Origin of the sequence: Streptococcus sp. C150, assembly GCF_000187445.1 — a bacterium.
GTDB classification, from domain to species: Bacteria; Bacillota; Bacilli; order Lactobacillales; family Streptococcaceae; genus Streptococcus; species Streptococcus raffinosi.
This window is the reverse complement of the sequence record NZ_GL698449.1, coordinates 673,825-694,160: the sequence shown is the minus strand read 5'-3', so window position 1 is coordinate 694,160 and position 20,336 is coordinate 673,825. Positions and strand designations below refer to the sequence as shown.

Annotated in this window: 12 protein-coding genes and 1 CRISPR repeat array; of the genes, 2 read left to right on the top strand and 10 right to left on the bottom strand. The window is 40.4% G+C overall.

The annotated features are described in order from the left end of the window. The 6 genes from HMPREF0848_RS03260 to HMPREF0848_RS03235 form a co-directional block, all read right to left on the bottom strand. On the bottom strand, positions 1 to 2,800 hold a 2,800-nt coding region (locus HMPREF0848_RS03260; protein ID WP_008534612.1), incomplete at its 3' end, for a GBS Bsp-like repeat-containing protein. A 295-nt stretch (positions 2,801 to 3,095) separates the two neighbouring features. After that, the gene (locus HMPREF0848_RS03255; protein WP_037608858.1) at positions 3,096 to 6,665 is read right to left on the bottom strand and encodes a GBS Bsp-like repeat-containing protein; all 3,570 of its coding nucleotides are present in this window, start codon (positions 6,663 to 6,665) and stop codon (positions 3,096 to 3,098) included. A 268-nt stretch (positions 6,666 to 6,933) separates the two neighbouring features. After that, positions 6,934 to 8,691: a dihydrolipoyl dehydrogenase gene (gene lpdA, locus HMPREF0848_RS03250; protein WP_008534610.1), complete on the bottom strand. Its 1,758-nt coding sequence runs from the start codon at positions 8,689 to 8,691 to the stop codon at positions 6,934 to 6,936. Between the two features lie 176 nt (positions 8,692 to 8,867). Next, positions 8,868 to 10,256: a dihydrolipoamide acetyltransferase gene (locus tag HMPREF0848_RS03245; protein ID WP_008534609.1), complete on the bottom strand. Its 1,389-nt coding sequence runs from the start codon at positions 10,254 to 10,256 to the stop codon at positions 8,868 to 8,870. A gap of 235 nt (positions 10,257 to 10,491) precedes the next feature. Then, positions 10,492 to 11,490 carry an alpha-ketoacid dehydrogenase subunit beta gene (locus HMPREF0848_RS03240; protein WP_008534608.1) on the bottom strand — a complete coding sequence of 333 codons (999 nt, stop codon included), beginning with the start codon at positions 11,488 to 11,490 and terminating at the stop codon, positions 10,492 to 10,494. Between the two features lie 25 nt (positions 11,491 to 11,515). After that, the gene (locus HMPREF0848_RS03235) at positions 11,516 to 12,487 is read right to left on the bottom strand and encodes a thiamine pyrophosphate-dependent dehydrogenase E1 component subunit alpha (protein WP_008534604.1); all 972 of its coding nucleotides are present in this window, start codon (positions 12,485 to 12,487) and stop codon (positions 11,516 to 11,518) included. A gap of 186 nt (positions 12,488 to 12,673) precedes the next feature. Here HMPREF0848_RS03235 and HMPREF0848_RS03230 point away from each other — a divergent pair, with 186 nt between their 5' ends. Both HMPREF0848_RS03230 and HMPREF0848_RS03225 read left to right on the top strand, forming a co-directional pair. Further along, the gene (locus HMPREF0848_RS03230) at positions 12,674 to 13,930 is read left to right on the top strand and encodes a histidine kinase (protein ID WP_021151900.1); all 1,257 of its coding nucleotides are present in this window, start codon (positions 12,674 to 12,676) and stop codon (positions 13,928 to 13,930) included. Further along, the gene (locus HMPREF0848_RS03225; protein WP_008534600.1) at positions 13,920 to 15,209 is read left to right on the top strand and encodes a hypothetical protein; all 1,290 of its coding nucleotides are present in this window, start codon (positions 13,920 to 13,922) and stop codon (positions 15,207 to 15,209) included. The genes HMPREF0848_RS03230 and HMPREF0848_RS03225 overlap by 11 nt, the downstream gene beginning before the upstream one ends. A gap of 257 nt (positions 15,210 to 15,466) precedes the next feature. Continuing rightward, positions 15,467 to 17,082: direct repeats of the CRISPR family, unit length 28 nt; unit sequence GGATCACCCCCGCGTGTGCGGGAAAAAC. 20 nt (positions 17,083 to 17,102) lie between these two features. Here the strand turns inward: HMPREF0848_RS03225 and cas2e are convergent. The 4 genes from cas2e to cas5e are packed head-to-tail and all read right to left on the bottom strand — an operon-like array spanning position 17,103 to position 20,323. Next, entirely contained in the window at positions 17,103 to 18,008 is a 906-nt protein-coding gene (gene cas2e / locus HMPREF0848_RS03220) for a type I-E CRISPR-associated endoribonuclease Cas2e (protein WP_008534595.1), read from the bottom strand. A 1-nt stretch (position 18,009) separates the two neighbouring features. Beyond that, positions 18,010 to 18,951, bottom strand: a complete 942-nt coding sequence (gene cas1e, locus HMPREF0848_RS03215; RefSeq protein WP_008534593.1) for a type I-E CRISPR-associated endonuclease Cas1e — start codon at positions 18,949 to 18,951, stop codon at positions 18,010 to 18,012. Between the two features lie 3 nt (positions 18,952 to 18,954). After that, positions 18,955 to 19,593, bottom strand: a complete 639-nt coding sequence (cas6e, locus tag HMPREF0848_RS03210) for a type I-E CRISPR-associated protein Cas6/Cse3/CasE (RefSeq protein WP_002887563.1) — start codon at positions 19,591 to 19,593, stop codon at positions 18,955 to 18,957. A 4-nt stretch (positions 19,594 to 19,597) separates the two neighbouring features. Continuing rightward, positions 19,598 to 20,323, bottom strand: coding sequence for a type I-E CRISPR-associated protein Cas5/CasD (gene cas5e / locus HMPREF0848_RS03205; protein WP_008534591.1), 726 nt, complete (start codon positions 20,321 to 20,323; stop codon positions 19,598 to 19,600). Positions 20,324 to 20,336 lie beyond the last annotated feature (13 nt).

Sequence of the window (20,336 nt, the reverse complement as noted above, 5' to 3'; positions counted from 1 at the left end):
TTGTTTCTCGCAAGACCGCAAAGGTGCGACGCTTAACGCCCTGATTCTGAGCTCCAGTTGCGTTAATAAGGCTAGACTGAATAGCATTTGCCAGGGTATCACTCATGCTCAAACGAGTCGGATTGGCATGATAAGCCGCATTAATACGTGAAGGATATTCCGCAAAAGGTTGGTAATAATAAGTCTCGATACCTTGTGCTGCTGAACTTCCTGAAGCATTGATATGGATACTGACGAAAATATCTGACTCAGAGGCATTGGCAGCACGTGAACGATCTGTTAGGTCGACAAAGGTATCACTTGTGCGTGTGGTCACAACTTGATAACCCTCTGCTTCTAGTTTAGCTTTCACCCGACTTTGGATAGCCAAGGTCAAGCTCTTTTCAGAAATGCCAAAATAAGAAGCCCCTGGATCATAGCCACCATGGCCCGCATCTAGATAAACAATCTTATTAAAGACATCATAGTTTCCTCGAGAAGCTGAACCGATTTTCTTAGGAGCTACCACGTCAACAGAAGTTGCACCAAAGCCAATATTCTTACCCGATGCATCTGTCAAATATCCGTGAACGATGTACTTGCCTGAATTCCACTTGTGCTGACTAGCTGAAACGGTCACCTTGTAAGAACCATCCTCCTGTTTTGTAGCATTATGCCAAACAAGATCGTCTTGGCCATTTTGGTCAGACCAAACAGGGATAACGACACCTGTAATCCCACCTGGATTGGTGAGATTGGTGATAACAACATCAAAAGTACCTCGATTTTTGTCGTTGTTGGCAATAGTTAAGGTTCCTTGAGTCTTGGTAATATCAAGGGTCACTTGTTTGCCTCCAAGGCCGATGAATTTACCATCATTATCAACCAAGTAGACATGAGAGTTATAGAGACCGCTATCACCTTGATGGTTGCTTGAACGAACGGTTACCTTATAGTCTCCATTAGCTTGTTTAGCTGCCTTGTACCAGATGATATCATCTTGACCATTCTTTTCTGACCAGGTTGGAACTAGAACTTCTTTAAAGCCGTATGGTGCAACCAAATTTGAAATGACAACATCATAGCTACCAGTAGCATTGTTGAGACCAGTGATGGCAAGGTCTGCTTTGGGTTCCGATAAGGTCACTTTTGTTTGAGTCGCCCCAACTCCAACTTGTGAGCCATCTTTTTGAATATAGTAAAGATGGACATTGTAAGTACCTGTCGAGTATTTGTGATTAGCCACTTGGACATTAACTTTGTAATTGCCATCTGTTTGACGTGTGGCTTCATACCAGCGAATATCATCTTGCCCATCTTTTTCGGACCAGATAGGCACTTGAACCGTACGCACACCCTTAGGGCTATAGACATCACTGATAAGCACATCAAAACTACCAGCACCATTGTTATTTAAGATAGAAATACTACCACTTGGCTTAGTTTCATTGACTTCAACCACAGTCTCAGTCAAATACTGACGGTTACCAGCATTATCTATGAGATAAGCATCCGCTCTGTATTTACCCGTTGAATGTTTGTGGTCCGACGCTTTAATGGTGACACGATAGCTACCGTCTGCTTGGCGAGTCGCTTTGTGCCACACCAAATCATCCTGTCCATTAACAAGACTCCATGACGGTACCAAGATTTCCTTCAAGCCATTTGGTGCAACAATATTTCGAACCACAGCATCAAAAGTGCCTGTAGCTACATTATTATTTTCAATCGTTAGGCTTGCGCTGGGACGAGATTGACTAACTTCCACCACTTTTTCAGTCAAGTAGAAACGCTTGTTAAAGTTATCTACAATATAGGCATCGGCACGATAGTTACCAGTTGAATGCTTGTGGTCGCTTGCCTTAATAGTCGCACGGTACGAACCGTCCGCTTGTTTCGTAGCCTTGTGCCAAATTAAATCATCTTGACCACCGACTAAACTCCATGACGGTACAAGGATTTCTTTTAAACCTGTAGGAGCAATGATGTTTTTCACTACAGCATCAAAGGTACCTGTAACCGCATTATTGTTTTCAATAACGAGACTTGCACTTGGACGAGAGTAATTAACGGAGACTACTTTCTCAGCAATATAATGACTCTTATTTGTTAAATCAACAACATAGGCATCAGCACGATAATTACCAGCCTCTCCCTTGTGATCTACTGCTTTAATGGTCACACGGTAAGAGCCGTCCATTTGCTTAGCTGCCTTATGCCAAATCAGGTCATCTTGGCCATTAGCTAAACTCCAAGATGGTACGAGAACTTCTTTGACACCCAAAGGAGCGACAATATCACGAACAACTGCATCAAAGGTACCAGTCGTCTGATTGTTATTCTCAATTGAAAAATTTGCTTTAGGTTGCAAGGCATCTGCAGTTTGACCTGATACCGAATGAGTCAATCTTTCTGGCTCAGTCGAAGCTGCACTTGATACCTCTGAAACACTTGAAGTAGATGTATTTTCTGAACTTGCTACCGAACTTACTTTAGCTACTGATTCGGAAGCGACTGTCCTTGATTCAGAAGTTTCAGTTGAAACTACCACTGATTGACTGACTTGTGGAGTACTTGAGTTTGCTACTTCACTTGTAGCGGTTGACGGAGTTGCCACAGTGGATGCTGCTGATGATGACGGTGCGTCCTTAACCAGAACTCCTTCACCTCCAAAAATATCAGCTGCCGTTGCAGCTTGATAATGACTACCTTCAGCAACGGTAGGTATTTGAGTGGCTACCTCATCGGCACTAGCCACTTGAGTGGTTACTGCCATAAGAACAGTAGCACTGGCATAGTAGATAAAATCTTTAGTTCGCATTTAACTTTCCTTTAACACTTTTTATACGTCAATCATTTTACCACAGAAACTGTCTTACGAATAGAGGAAAAGTGATAATTCTCTAAAAAAATAACAAAAATGAAAAAATAATAAGTGTTTTTCAAATAAAAGACTACTCAATTCAGGTTAATTAATCTAATATTCATCATAATAACAAGGAATTAAATACAAAATAAAAGATTTTGACAATTGATTGATATAGTTCCAAGAATATACAATAGGAACGATAAAAAGCCCACAGAAATTCACTTCTGAAGACTTTTCATTTAATAAACTAAGCAAAGATTGAGAAGAATGGTGCACCAAGTTTAGTGTCCATTGGATCTGTACTCTTAACACCATGAATGTAATCCAAAGAATACCAGCCATTATTTGCAGCATTAAATGGATCACGTACATAAGTTTTACCATTATCATAGCCATGAAGAACAATTTCATGAGTATATGGATAGTTGATAAACTGACTTGCTCCTACCGCAGCAAGAACGTGTTGACCGGATAACAAAGCAGAAGCAATACTAGAGATGCTTGAAAGCATGTTACTCTTAAGCCCCCAGTTTTTACTTGCTGAGACAATACCTTCCGCATCAGTACCAGCAACTGATGTTTTATTGAATGAATTTGTATTGTAATACAAGTAATCTGCTACAGTTGTTGGTGCTACAGTTGTTCCCAAGATATCTGTAAAAGTCATCGCCAATGATGTTGGAACACAACCAGATTGATCCATATTGCTGACACCATACCACTTAGAAGCCCAGCGAGGGTCACGTTGAGAATAATAAGTCGTTTGTGGCTCAACACGACGATTACGTGGAGAAAGTGACGTTTGACCAAGGTTAAAACCTTCTACTGTATTATCTGTATAATCAACATAAACATGAGTCGTGTAATTTCCAGCAAGATTCTTATGATTGACTGTAGAAACATTGACCTCAGTATGTGTGCTAGTCGGTGTAGCATCGTACCAAGAAAGGTTTCCTTGGTTGCTCTCAGACCAAACCGCCACTCGAATTTTCTGAATTTGACGCCCTTGAGGTGCCTGATCTACCACTACAGTGAAGCTACCAGCTTCTGAATTAACATTAGTGATATAGGTTTGCGTTTTAGTCTTAGCATTACGGAATTCAACTGTTGTCGTTGTCCCTCCTACACCAACTTGTGACCCATCGTTTAAAATGTAGTACAAATGAATATTGTACAAACCTGTTGAATTTTTGTGGTTAGTAGCTTGAACATTTACCGTATAAGTGCCATTAGCTTGACGAGTCGCTTCATACCAGCGAATGTCATCTTGTCCATCTTTTTCAGACCAGATAGGCACTTGAACAGTACGGATACCTTTAGGGCTATAGACATCACTGATAATGACATCAAATGTTCCAGTATCCTTATTATTGTTGACTACTGAAATCGTACCAACTGGTTTGTTATGTTTAACGTCTACCACCGTTTCAGTGACATAGTAGCGTTTGTTAGTGTTATCTACGATATAAAGGTCAGCACGATAATTGCCAAGCGAATTCTTGTGTTCATTAGACTTGATAGTGACACGATAACTACCATCTGATTGGCGAGTCGCTTTGTGCCAGATAAGGTCATCTTGACCGTTCACAAGACTCCATGATGGCACTAAGACTTCCTTAACACCATTTGGAGCAGAAATATTACGAACAACTGCATCAAAAGTTCCCAATTCAACATTATTGTTTTCAATAATGAGACTTGCAGTAGGACGAGTTTGAGTAACTTCTACCACTTTTTCAGTAAGGTAGAAGCGATTGTTTGAGTCATCTACAATATAAGCATCGGCACGGTATTTACCAGTTGAATTCTTATGGTCTGTTGCCTTAATCGTCACACGGTAAGAGCCGTCAGCTTGACGAGTTGCCTTATGCCAGATAAGGTCGTCCTGACCACCAGCTAAACTCCATGAAGGAACAAGAACTTCTTTTAAACCTGTAGGAGCAACAATGTTACGAACAACTGCATCAAAAGTACCTGCTGCTGTATTGTTGTTTTCAATCGAAAGGACACCACTTGGACGTGCATAGTCAACCGATACTACTTTTTCTGAAATATAGTGACGATTGTTAGAGTTATCTACAATATAAGCATCCGCACGATAATTACCTTTATTGCCCTTATGCTCACTTGCCTTAATGGTTACACGATAGCTACCATCGCTTTGTTTAGTTGCCTTATGCCAAATAAGGTCGTCTTGACCGTTTTCAAGGCTCCATGATGGCACCAAAACATCCTTAACACCCAAAGGTGCTGTGATATTAGTGATGACAGCATCAAATGTACCATTTTGGGCATTGTTATTCTCAATAGCAAAACTTGCTTTAGGTTTCAACTGCTCAGGTGTCTTACCAATGAAGACTTGCGTTGTCGTTCCCCCCACACCAGTCAATTGTCCGTCTTTCTGAACATAGTAAAGATGAACATTATAGAGACCTGTTGTGTTTTTATGAGCTGAAGCTTTTACATTGACAGTATAAGCTCCATTGCTTTGACGGTCAGCCGTATACCAAATAATATCATCCTGACCATCAACTTCTGACCAGATAGGCACTTTTACAGTCTCAACACCATTTGGTGCCTTGACATTAGAAATGACAACATCAAAGCTACCTAGAATTGGGTTGTTATTGACAATCGAGATAACACCACTCAAATCACCTTGAGTTGGATCTGCCTCAACACCGACATTAGCTGTAAATCGCCCAGTATAATCAACACTTTGGTCAAAGACATGTTTTCCTGGCAAAAGATTAGCCGTCGCTGAGAACTGCCATGCACCAGTTTTACCGTTATAGCGCATATTCTTAGCACTTGTAGCTGTAAGTGTTGTTGATGGATATTGAGCAACCCAGAAGTTTTCAAGACCAAATTGAGAGGTTGAAACTGGACCTCTATAACCTAGATTGTTTTCATCCAACCAGCTGGCACTCGTGTAGAACATCAAGTTGTTATAGCCATACTTACGCATTTCATTAACCCAGGCTTGGGTATTACGGTTGATGTTTGGAAGCATGTTGGAATCTTCAAAGTCATTAACCATAACAGTGCTCTTTGGAAGGTTAAGTCTTTGTGCTGCTTCGATATAGAAGCGAGCCTCTGCACGTGCTTCTTCCTCAGTAGTGTATCGAGAAAAATGATAAGTCGATACTTGGAGGCCTACGATTTGAGCATTGCGAACCTGTGATGGAGCTTTGGGATTATTGTACCAAGTGTCTTCAGTCAATTTAACGACGACACCACCCACACCTTGGCGGGCAAGAGCACGGTAATCTTCTACACTGATATCACCGTTATGGCTGCTAACATCAATAAAAGTCTTAGGCTGAACCCTAAGATTTGTCGAAGAGACATCCGAAGAATTCGTTAATTTAGCAGGTGTGGCAACAGCGTTGTTAGGGGCCTCAGAAGCTGTTGAATGTGCAGAAGCAGTCACACTCTCAGAGCTAGCGTTTGAAATCTCTGTTGATGTAGACGTAACAATCGTTGTTGAGTTAGCTAAAGATGTTGATGCAGTTGAGGTTACAGCCACACTAGACACTTCCGAACTTTGTTTAGCAATAGCTGTAGAGACTGCTGGAGTGTTAGCTTTTGGCACTTCACTTGTTGCTACAGAGGCAGGGGCTGAAACAGTTGAGCTTGGTGTTTCAGTAAGTGACGCTTCACCACCAAAAATTTCTGCTGCAGTCGCAGGTTGATAGTGGTTTCCTTCAGTAATAGAAGGCGTTTGTGTTGCCACTTCATCAGCTTGAGCAACCTGAGTAGTGACAGCCAAGAGAACAGCCGCACTGGCATAGTAGATAAAATCTTTCGTTCGCATTTAACTTTCCTTTTGCATTTGTAATACTTGAACCATTTTACCACATAAAAACTCTCGTGGAAAGGTTATTATTAAAAATTTTCTAAATAAAATAGAAATATTATAAAATTATAAACAAACTTTCTCTCTTGATAGAAAACTCTTTAACTTATTATTCGTATTTTTCTTCAAAACTATTGAAAATCCGTGACGATTTTTTCAAATAAATACAAATAAAAATGCATGAAAAAATTCTCGAACCTTTGTCCGAGAATTTAATTCATTTATCTTATTTACGTTTTGGTGGGTTATGGATAGCTTCTCCAAGTACGTCAGCAAAAGCTTCGTACATATTTTCAGAGAAGGTTGGGTGACCATGAATAGATTGCAAGAGTTCATCTACAGTCAATTCATTTTCCATAATTGTTGATGCTTCGTTAATCAATTCGGCTGCAGCCGGACCAATAATGTGAACACCAAGGATTTCATGGTACTTCGCATCTGCAACGACTTTAACAAAACCTTGAGCTTCGTTGGAAGCAATGGCACGTCCGTTACCAGCAAAGCTTGATTTACCAATCAGAACATCACCGTATTTAGCGCGTGCTTCTTCTTCAGTAATACCACACATCGCAACTTCTGGGTGTGTGTATACAGCAGCTGGTGTGTAGTCAAGGTGAGCCTTACGAACATTACCATGCATAGCATTTTCAGCCGCAACTTCACCCATACGGTAGGCAGCGTGAGCGAGCATCTTGGTTCCATTGACATCACCTGGAGCATAGATTCCTGGAATAGATGTTTCTTGGTAAGCATTAACTTTGATACGACCACGGTCGAGTTCAAGGTTAAGATTTTCAAGACCATCCAACTGAGGAACACGTCCGATAGAAAGAAGGGCACGGTCAGCTACAATCTCTTCACCATTATTAAGTTTAAGGGTCAATTGGTTGTTAGCTTCTACAATCTCAGAAACTCCGACAGATGTCATAATCTTCATACCCTTCTTAGCAAGGATTTTTTGAAGTTCAAGTGATACTTCTTTATCCATAGCAGGGATAATGCGGTCAGCCATCTCAACAACGGTTACATCCACACCGTATGAAGCATAAACAAGACCAAGCTCGATACCAACGACACCACCACCCATAACAGCGAGTGATTTAGGCAACTCCCGCAAGTCAAGAATATCGTCAGATGTCATCACAAGTTGTGAATCAATGCCAGGGATATTGATACGTGAAACTTTTGATCCAGTCGCAAGGATGATATTACGTCCCTTGATTGTTTCTGAACCGACTGTAACCGTCTTATCTGGGTTAACTTGACCAAGACCGTTGAAAATAGTCACTTTGTTAGCCTTCAAAAGACCTTGAACACCACCAGTAAGTGTCTTAACGACAGAGTTCTTAAAGTCAACAGTCTTATCCATATCGATAGTGTAGTTTGTTGACGCTAGGTTGATACCACGACCTGCAGCAATCTTAAGTCCATTAAGAATTTCTGCATTTTTAAGGTAGGTCTTAGTTGGGATACATCCTTTATTCAAACATGTTCCACCAAATTCAGACTTTTCAATGATAGCAACCTTACCACCAAGTTGTGCCCCACGAATAGCAGAATAATATCCTGCAGGACCACCACCAACAACGATAATATCGTATTCATTGTCAGCAAGTGGTGCTTTTTCTGCAGTAGCTACTGGAGCAGCTTGGGCAGGTGCTTTAGGAACTTCAAGTCCAGCTGATTCCAATTGAGCAGTTGCTTCTGCAGCTGGTGCGCTCGCAGCATTATCAGCCACAACTTCACCTTCTGCTCCGATATAACCAATTACCTCAGTTACTGGAACTGTTTCACCAGCCTGACGAGTAATCTTCAAAAGGACACCTGAATCTTCCGCTTCAAGTTCCATGTTCGTCTTATCTGACATGATTTCAAGAAGGATATCTCCCTCATTAACCACATCACCCTCTTGTTTTTTCCACTCGATGATCTCGCCTTCCTGCATATCAACACCAAGCTTAGGCATAATAATCTCAAAAGCCATTTATAAGATACCAAGAGCGACCAGAAAGCGACTGAAAATTAGATGTCCGACACGTCAGCTTGCTGACGTAGACGGACGGTCTATTTTCCAAGCTTTCCGCTCGGGTTCAGTTGAGCCCTCTGGTTCGCCCTCTCCTTTCTATTTCAAAACTTCAGTTTTCAGATATTTTATTTCACTTAAATCAACAATTCCATTGGATTTTCAATCAAATGCTTCAAATCAACCATGAATTTGGCACCATTCATACCATCAACAATACGGTGGTCAATAGTTAAGCAAAGTCCCATAATTGGACGCACGACAACTTCACCATCAACAACAACAGGTGTCTGAATAGTTGCTGAAACACCAAGGATAGCTGAGTTTGGTTGGTTGATTATTGGATTAAATGATTTAGTTCCAAACATTCCCAAGTTAGTAATTGAGAAGGTAGAACCTGACATTTCGGCAGCCTTCAATTTACCAGCTTGAGCTTTTTTAATGACATCCTTAGAGGCCACAACAAACTCGGACAAACTCATCTTATCTGCACCATGAACAACTGGCACAATCAAACCATCATCAAGACCAACGGCAATACCGATATTAACAAATTTATGTAATTCGATATTTTGCGCATCATCAATCAAGGATGCATTGAGGTAACGATGTTCCTCCTTCATAAGGGTACGAACGACTGCTAAACCAATCAAATCAGTGAAAGTCACCTTCATACCAGTCTTGTTCATGATTGGATCAAGGACTTGCTTACGAAGAGCCATAAGGTTAGTCATGTCCACATCATAGTTAAGAGTAAATGTTGGTGCAGTCAAGTATGAATGCGTCATTCCCTTAGAAATCGCCTTACGCATAGCAGACATTGGAATGACTTCCACACCTTCTGGCAAGACTTTTTCAGGTTTAACTTCAACCGCAGGTGCAGCAGCAGCTTCCTTAACTTGTGCTGGAGCACTGATTGCAAGGACATCTTCCTTAGTAATCTTACCACCAAAGCCTGTTCCAGAAACGGTCGCTAAATCAATACCGAGATCTGCAGCAATCTTACGTGCTAATGGTGTTACCTTAGGTTGAGCACCTTTGAAGTTCTCAACGTCATCTGCATGCACCCGACCTTTTGGTCCAGTTCCCGGAACCTGAGCAAGGTCAATGCCCAACTCACGCGCCACCTTACGAGCCTTAGGCGTTGCACGAACCTTACCACCTTCATGAACCACAGCTACTTGTGGTTGAGGCGTAGCGGCAGGCGTTTCCACAACAGGAACTTCTTCAACTTGCGGTGCAGCTGCTGCAACTGGTGCGCTCGCAGCATTATCAGACACAACTTCACCTTCTGCTCCGATATAACCAATAACCTCAGTTACTGGAACTGTTTCACCAGCCTGACGGGTAATCTTCAAAAGGACACCTGAATCTTCCGCTTCAAGTTCCATGTTCGTTTTATCTGACATGATTTCAAGAAGGATATCTCCCTCATTAACCACATCACCCTCTTGTTTTTTCCACTCGATGATCTCGCCTTCCTGCATATCAACACCAAGCTTAGGCATAATAATCTCAAAAGCCATATTTTATGATACTAAGAACGCTAAAATGCGACAGAATTTTAGGAGTTTTACGTTAGTGTGCTTGCACACAAGTAAAACTATCTAAATTCCGAAGCATTTCGTTCGAGTTCAAATCAACTCAAACGCTTTAACGTCCTCTCCTTTCTACTTTAAATTATATTTTCCGATACTCTCACAGTTAAAACAAGAAACACATTTTACTAGCGAGACATATCACTTAACCGTCGCTAGAAAGTTAGTTTCCTTTATTGGCCATCTTGATAATAGCAGCCTTAATCTTTTCAACATCTGGAAGAACCGCTTGTTCCAAGACACGCGCATAAGGTACAGGCACATCTTCACTTGCCAAACGTACAATTGGGTGGTCAAGGTAATCAAATGCTTCACTTTCAGTAACCATAGCAGCAATTTCGCCGATAAAGCCACCAGTCTTATAAGCATCATTTACCAACATCAATTTTCCAGTTTTCTTAACTGAGTCGAAAATCAATTCCTTATCAAGTGGAACGAGGGTACGAGGGTCAACGACCTCAACATTAATACCTTGTTCAGCCACTTCTTCAGCCGCCTTAAGAACACGTTCCAACATACGACCATATGATACGATTGTCAAATCAGTACCTTCACGTTTAATCTCACCTTTTCCAAGTGGGATGTAGAAATCAGGATCTTGTGTTACTTCTTCTTTCTTACCGTAAAGTGCCTTAGGTTCCATGAAGATAACAATGTTATTATCTTGAATAGCAGATTTCAAAAGGCCTTTAGCATCATTAGCATTCCCTGGTGCAACCACTTTAATTCCTGGAATGTGGGTCAACCATGACTCAAGAGATTGTGAGTGCTGTGCTGCAGAACCAATCCCTGAACCAGATGCCACACGGAAGGTTACAGGTGTCTTCAATCCACCACCAAACATGTAGTTGTTCTTTGCACCGTTATTAACGATAGCGTCAAGGGCAATTGTGATGAAGTCCATGAAAGTCAAGTCAACAATCGGACGAAGACCTGTGATGGCAGATCCAACAGCAGCACCAGCGATAGCTGCTTCTGAAATTGGCGTATCTCTAATACGTTTTTCACCAAATTCAGCCAACATACCCACTGAAGTACCAAAGTCACCGCCGTAGATACCAACATCTTCACCCATAAGGAAGATGTTTTCATCTTTACGCATTTCCTCGCTCATGGCAAGGTTTACTGCCTCACGTAAAGCCATCAATTTTGTTTCACTCATACTTGTTATTCCTCAACCTTTCTCTTTAGTCTACCCATACATCTTCAAAGGCAATTGAAAGTTCTGGATCTGGGCTATTTTGAGCAAACTCATACGCTGCATCGATTTGTGCCTTAACTTGGCTTTGAATAGCATCTAGTTCCTCATCACTTGCGATTTTTTCAGAAACCAAATAGTTACGGTATTTAATGATTGGATCGTTATGGTTCTTCCACTCATCAACCTCTTCCTTGGTACGATAAACTCCAGCATCGGCAGTGGAGTGACCAAACCAACGGTAAGACTCTACCTCAACGATAGCAGGACCATTTCCACCACGAACATGTTCCACAGCCTTGCCCATTGTTTCGTAGACTGCCATGACATCATTACCATCCTGACAGTAGAAACCTGGAATACCATAGGCTTCCGCACGTGTATACAAATGAGGAGTGTTGGTAGCTCTATGAATATCCATTGAGATACCATAACGGTTGTTAATGATGAAGAAAATTACTGGCAATTTCCAAGCAGAAGCCATATTGACTGACTCGTGGAAAGAGCCTTCATTAGTAGCACCATCTCCTGAAAAGGCAACAACGATATTTCCAGTTTCTTTATATTGTTGTGTGAGGGCTGCGCCTACGGCAAGGGCATAGCCACCACCAACGATACCATTGGTACCATAGTTACCTTTTTCGAAGTCAGCCAAGTGCATTGAGCCACCACGGCCCTTTGAAACACCCGTTGCCTTACCAGCTAGTTCGGCCATCATTTTGTTCAAGTCCATGTCTTGAGCAATAGATTGTCCATGACCACGGTGGTTTGAAAAGAAAATATCATCGTAGCTCAAGTGTTGAACAGCCCCAACGTTAGCGGCTTCTTCACCAACTGAAAAGTGAGTCATCCCTTGAACAAACCCACGACGAACCAATTTATTAATACGTGAATCAAATTCACGGATACGTTCCATTTTAGTGAACATCTCAAGATGTGTCTCTTTAGAAAGTTTTATCATATCGATCTCCTCTATCGAATTTTTTCTATACATCTAGAATAGGGGAAAAAAACTTTATGGGCAAGAAATATGCTTGAAAAATGAAAAGCCTTACATAACTGTCACTAATAGGCAATTCGTATGCTATTTTTCCAAGGGGTATGATATAACTGAATAGATTTTACCCGAATAGGAGTTTATATTATATTGAGTGATGCCATTGTTCACGGGCTTACGGCATGTACAGCTTTTATATTACAAATTGTTATCTTCAAATTAACCACGCATAGACCCGTAAGATACTGGGTTCTCTTTTTAGCTGGAGTGGCGATTATGACTTTCAGCTTTTTAGGTATTCTCTTCCCAAAATCAGGTTTTATAGCGCTTGTATTCCTTCATTCTGTCAAATCCTTCAAAAATCTTAGACATACCATCTTGGAATCCTTCTTTATACCATTTACCTTTGCCCTAATGGTAAGGCTTGTGATTTCCCTCATTATTCCAATCTTTTTTCCTTTTGTCTTAGATTACAATTTCGCTGGCTTCTTAATCCTTTTCTTAGCCTTCTTACTTTGGTTTGCTCAGAATGCTCTTCTACAAGTCGATTATAATCGCTTAAAGCAAATTGATTCTGCCAGACCATGGTACAGATCTACGTCAGTCGCACTTTATAGTCTAGCAGTCATTTACTTTATCTCGGAATTGATTACGAATAATATCCAACTCACTCTTTTCTTTCTTATTGCTACGGCTTTAATTCTATCTAAACAAGTTACCCTCTATAGAAAAGAATTAAAAGCCCAAACAAGGGCTGCTCAAGAGGTGCATATAGACCTTCTGCAAAAATCAAGTCAAAACATCAATATTTGGTATCAAAAAAAGACTAGCCAAGAACTTTTTATCAAGGATGAAGCTGAAAATCTCTATGACCTCATTCGCTTCCAACAAAACGACGAAGCTGAGGAACTTATAGATTATTTGCTAACACCAAACCCTTTAGATAAAAAGATTGACCGATTCTACAGAAATAAGCTTGAAAACATAAAATTAGCTGACTTGCAGGCGCTTTTTGAAGCTAAATTTTTAAAGGCTAAAGAACTAGATGTCTGGGTTAGTATGGAAATTCCCGAACCAATCACTGTCTATCCTATTTATCCCTTAGACTGGGTTTATATCTTATCGACTATCTTAGATCATGTCATTGACCAAGCAAGAGACAGTAGACAAAAATACCTTAGCTTTGCCTATTTTAAAGACGAGGACAGCCAGCACTTTGTCGTGGAAAGCTCAAGCACAAAAGAAGATTCACCGATTACTTCTGATTTTAGCGACCCAGAATTAAAACGTGTCACCCACATTCTGGTCAATTATCCAAATGTTAACATTATTTCAAATACACGTGCTGGCATTTATCGTCTACAAATTGAAATTGACATGACCAAAGGAGGTTATCATGATTACTAATATTATCAATCCTCTCCTGCAGGCCATTAGTTTTATTTCTATCTGGTACCTTTATCAAATCATGTCTAAGGTTAAACCATTACCTGGACACCTCTTTCTCATTTTCCTCTCTTACGTTGCTGGGGCATCTTACTTCAACCTTGTCAAAATCATTGTAGACCCTCTTTTCTTTCTAGTTGTTGACTTGGCTCTTGTTAGAGAACGCTCCTTTTATCATCGACTTCTTTTTGCTTTTTATCCAACTATTCTCTTTGATGTTGCCACGCGATTGCTTTCAATCGTCATATTGCCTCATGTCCTACATATCAAGGGAGATGTGAGTCTTGATAATAACCTACATATTCTGACTTACTTTTTAGCTCCTCTTATCATCTTTCTGATCCTTAAGATTTTCGCTATTGATTTAGATCAGATGAGTAAACTTGATGAATACTGGGCGAGACGTAATTGGTTGCGTAGTACCACATTTCTCGCTGTTTATTACGTCTTTTTCACAGTCATCCATGGTCTTAATAGCGTTCTTCCAACTACGAATGACCCCCAGAACTTATTTGAAATGGTATTTAGAGTGAGTTCAAATAGTATCATCGTTTTGATGCTTTACCTCGCCCTTCTCCTGTGGGATTTTTACAATTGGAACGAAGCCGTCCACTCACAGTTCATCAAAAGATTGGACAGAGAACGTTTTAAATTGCTAGGGACTATGACTAACTACAACAAAGCCCTAATCCAAATTATCACCCAAAAACAAAAATTTTCAGAGCTTTACAAAAAAAATCTGAAGGATGTCTCAGTAGCTTTAAAGGCTGATGATGCCACAAAAGCTAAAGATTTACTTGAGATTTATAAAACGAGTAATTCCATCATTAGTAGCCCAGAAACTCAAGAAAAATTGAATCAGCTGACTAATCCTATCTTAGCTAGTTTTCTTTCTAATCGTATTGTAGGGACGAGGTCATCTCATATTGATATCACGATCAATATTAGTCCAAAATTTGGAGAAGTTCCTTTATCAGACTTAGATTTGTACCAACTTCTTCAGGCCTCAGACAAAGCTGTTCTCAAACATCTCCGTCCTGATACCAAGATACATAGTAGCTATCTACAAATGGATCATTCCCAACTTTTTGTTGTTGAACTACCAGTCCTAACTGATTCCGTTAGCAAGGACAAGGAACTTAATGATTTGGTTAAAACGCTGCCAAACGTCGATTACCGAGTCGGTTTCCATGAAGGCTACCTTATTCAAATTATTGAAGTCTTTGAGCCTGGATATTAAAACGATAATAAAAAGAGCCAATGGCTCTTTTTTGGTGTGCATATAAAGAAAAAGCGCTTGTTTTGGAACCTTTAGAAACAACACAGTTCTAAAACAATAAGGAGTAGTCTATGACAAGGTATGACAGCATTTCTACCTATAAGATATGCTGCTTACAACGGCAATACTTAAAAAGTAATCAACTAATTAGCGGATCTAAAAAGAGACCTCAACCAATCGATTTATATTGTCATATCATCATTTGACTAAAATTTGTAGGATCACCCCCGCGTGTGCGGGAAAAACAAGGACAGCTGCCCAGCGATTCAACCCTCGACCAGGATCACCCCCGCGTGTGCGGGAAAAACGCTATGTTCTCTCATGTCTGTAATTGAGTAGTGGGATCACCCCCGCGTGTGCGGGAAAAACTCATTACATAATTGACGGTAGATATCTGAAACAGGATCACCCCCGCGTGTGCGGGAAAAACTCTTAATACTCCTCTAATAGCCCACTATCTGGGGGATCACCCCCGCGTGTGCGGGAAAAACTAGTACGTAGTAAATCTGGAAATCAAGGATATGGGATCACCCCCGCGTGTGCGGGAAAAACCCATACGTTGACGATTACCGTATCAGAGTTTCAGGATCACCCCCGCGTGTGCGGGAAAAACCGTGATAAATCCAACCTTTATGATTGAGTACCAGGATCACCCCCGCGTGTGCGGGAAAAACCGATATTCTAGTATGTGAGCAAAATGTTCCCCGGGATCACCCCCGCGTGTGCGGGAAAAACGCTTTTATCGTAAGACCTTGAAAAACGAGATTGGGATCACCCCCGCGTGTGCGGGAAAAACGACTACGTATTCAACCCAACACACAAACTGGTAGGATCACCCCCGCGTGTGCGGGAAAAAACTAAACTCAATATCTGTCTTGCTAAGGATGCCGGGATCACCCCCGCGTGTGCGGGAAAAACGCTTTTATCGTAAGACCTTGAAAAACGAGATTGGGATCACCCCCGCGTGTGCGGGAAAAACGCCATATCTTCATAGACCTTTGGTAAGTCCTCGGGATCACCCCCGCGTGTGCGGGAAAAACGCTCGTACAGAGCTATCCAATAAGAGTTGTTTGGGATCACCCCCGCGTGTGCGGGAAAAACCAATCAGATTCTCTTGACTTAACTAAAAGCTCAGGATCACCCCCGCGTGTGCGGGAAAAACCTCTCGTATTGGTTCTGAGCTTGAAACAACTTAGGATCACCCCCGCGTGTGCGGGAAAAACATCAACCATCAGAATGTTAGGTTCAAGACCGTAGGATCACCCCCGCGTGTGCGGGAAAAACGTTCGTTATTTGAATATCGTAGACCTTGTTTCGGGATCACCCCCGCGTGTGCGGGAAAAACTTTGTTCCTCAGATGGAGGGTAGTATGTTTACCAGGATCACCCCCGCGTGTGCGGGAAAAACTAGCTCTTTGCGAGTGTGCTTGGTTCTGTAGCAGGATCACCCCCGCGTGTGCGGGAAAAACAACTGTTGATGATGATACTTTTGTAAAAGTGGGGGATCACCCCCGCGTGTGCGGGAAAAACTCTAGTGAAATTCTATCGTCAATGTATAGATTGGGATCACCCCCGCGTGTGCGGGAAAAACCCCATACGTTTAAAATCCTCTTTGGTAAGTCCGGGATCACCCCCGCGTGTGCGGGAAAAACTGGTAAATCTCTTGAGCTTGTTCCTCGGTCACGGGATCACCCCCGCGTGTGCGGGAAAAACTTTGATTTAGTAACTTTCGCAAGGTTGGCTTCAGGATCACCCCCGCGTGTGCGGGAAAAACTGCTAATAGAGCATTGAATTTTCGCCAGTGCAAGGATCACCCCCGCGTGTGCGGGAAAAACACTAAAAGATCCCAATGAAATTAAGACTTTTCTTTCATCCTAGCTAAGAATTTATTTACTTTAGTTGATAAATGATAGATTAGTCTAGCATCTTTCAAAGCTCTATGAGGAACTTGATCCTCGATCCCATATGCCTTTAGAGCAGTCTGCAATTGATAATTATCCAAGAATAACTTCTCATCCTTGACGTATCTCATTATATCATGAGTTTTATTTATTAATATGGGTAAACCAAATTTATTCAGTTTATTATTGATAAACTGAATATCAAAATGGATATTATAGCCAACTAAAGTTAATTTACCAATAAACAATAAAAATTCAGAAAGTACTTCTTCTAAATCGCGTCCTTCTTGATCTAATAATGATTTAGAAATTCCTGTCAATTTAGAAATTGCAGTAGGTAATTTCTCCTCATACTTAATCAAAGAATTAAATTCCTCTACTTGTTGTCCATTAAACTTGACTGCTCCAATCTCAATGATTGTATTCTTTTTCTCGTCTAGGCCATCAGTTTCTATATCAATAACAACATAAGGTTTTAAAGAGTTAGCTTGTGGTTCTTTATAACTAGAATATCGTTTTATTTTACGAGACTTCGCAGCGTTACTATATCCTAATTTAGGATGATTTTCTGAAGATATCTTTGGGTTAGGTATTAATACTAGTGGAATACCATCAAAATCCACAACAGATTTTTGGGAATTTATCGTATCAAACTGATAACCAATCTCGTTGCGATAGTAATAACTAATCGTTGCCTCTCCTTCACCAACATTTGCCTGAATTCTATTCCATAATTTCTCTCGAATCCTAGAATTAAAATTACCGATGTAAACTCCTGTAGCAATCTCTTGCATCCATTTAGTGAGATCCCCCCTAAGAGACGGAGGGACACTTTTTAATGTCACCACTGTAAAGGGCATCTCACAACTCCTCCTTGTAACTAACACCATGCTTTACAAGCATATCTTTGTCATCCCATAAAGATAGAGTATCGACAAGTAGTTCTTCATCATCGTCAAGATCAAATAAATGTTGAATATCCTGTACAATTCGAACTATTAATTTACCATCAACAAAGGAATCTCTAACCTTCTGACGAGCAATCTTCCCAATATCATCAATCTCAGTAAAATTAGCTGCGATTTCAAACGCCAACGGAATTGTTAATTCGGCTTTATATAAATCTGCTATATCGTAAATAAAAGATAAATCATGACCCGTATGTACAAATCCTAAACCTGGTGAAGCTCCTAATGCAACTACTATACTATGTACTAGACCATATAAAGCTACATTAGCAGCTGACAATGCTTGATTAACGATATCACCACCTTCAAAGTCATCAGGATTGTACTCTCTTTTAGTCCAAGAAACTTGATATTTTTCAGATTGCAACCGATAGACTCTTCGAATTCTCGATCCTTCCCGTCCACGTAGTTGTTGCATGGTCATCGCAGATACATCTTCATCTGGGAATCTCATTTGATACATCTTACGTGCAACCGCTAAACGTAATCGAGAATTTGATACAAGTTTTGCTTGTTTCTCTATAAATTTTGTTGAATGTGCCAAAGATCTCCCATGTGCATATTGACGAACACCACGTTCACCAACCCAAACCATACTGGTTCCAGTATCTCCTATCAATTCTACAGCACGATGACTAATATCGGTACCCGGTCCTAATAACAATACACCAATCATAGCAGCTGGTATTCGAACTGTTCCTCTACTATCTATCACTGTGATTGCACTATCAACACGATTTATTTTAGCATGTTCAACGTAAATAAAACTAACACGATCGCTAATTTTAGGTAGTTCTCTCAAAGAAGTTTTCTTAGCTCCACTTTTTTCTACCATGACTCATTCCTCAAGTGGCACCACTGTCATCAAGCCAAAACCATATGCTTTTTTCTTTCCAATTCCCTCCGTCAGCATTTTTTTGAAAAGCGTCTCATCACTAACAGTTAAAGTACCTTCGTAAACAACTTTTGATAGACGTATGGGATTTTCTGATTTCTGAAAAAGCTCATAACCACGCTCAACAATTGAAAATCTTTCCCCTACTAATGAGAAGCCATTTTTCTCAGATCGTTTCACTAGAAAGTCCATCTGATGTTCAATTGTCACATGTGGCTTTACAACCCCACGTTTTGATTTATCGGGTGAAGTAATTGAAATAACCGGATTCAACACTACTCTAAAATTCATTCGACAACCAGTTTTGATGTTATCTAAAAAATGTTGATAGTGCTTAGTTTGAGCGCTTCCTACAACACCATATTTTTCAAGTTTTTGTAAATTAGGTTTTTCTTTACTTACAATAATAAGATAATCCTTATCTTGAATACGATCGATTCGCCATAATTTTCTTGTACGGATTGATTGCTCTAATTCCGATGGAAAACTCTCTTCCACCCAAGCATGATAAGCTCCTACATGCGTTAAATCTCTAACCTTTCGTCTATTATATCGATCAATTTCTACCCTAGAAATGTACATTACTTCAATCTCCTATACTCTCAAAAATGTTATGCTCTGTATTCCTATTTGAAAAGTGAGGATTTTGAACACTAATTAATTCACGTACTTCATATCTAAAACCAAATCTTCTCCCTTTTTGTGAAAATGACCTAACATAATCTTGCCTCAGCTGATATACATCCTTATTGACTAACTGATTATCTAGATAAACTTCCAAAGAAATAGCATCCTTATCATGAGATTTTTTCATAAACCATAGAGAAGCTTGCCATTTCAGAGATTTTAGGCTCTCCAATGGATTAACATCTGTCTCACCTAAGATAAAGTCTGAAATTATTGGGAGTGCCCTTCTTCCCATAAAAGGTTGGAAATAGGGATTTTTTAGAGCAACTTTAATGATATCTATAAAGCTATCATCTGTATGGGAGAGGGCTACAACAAATACAGCATCTTCTAGATAATACCGATTCGTAACATAATTTCTATCAAATTTACCCTTTTCTGTATACTTCTGTGCAATATGGAAGTCTCTTAACAGATTCCCTTGCTGATCGACTCGAACAGCAAAATCGAGTTCATTTAGTTTTTGGATTTTTTCATCTTCGTCTCTCCTATAACCTAAACTAGCGGCAAGTAGTCCAATTACCGCACTTTTGGAAGGATAAAAATCTGTATGCCTAGTTTCAAAATGTGAACTCGTCCCCCATGATTGTAAGGGACCAGCAAATTTCAACAAAATCGTCTTCATAGCATTCACCTAT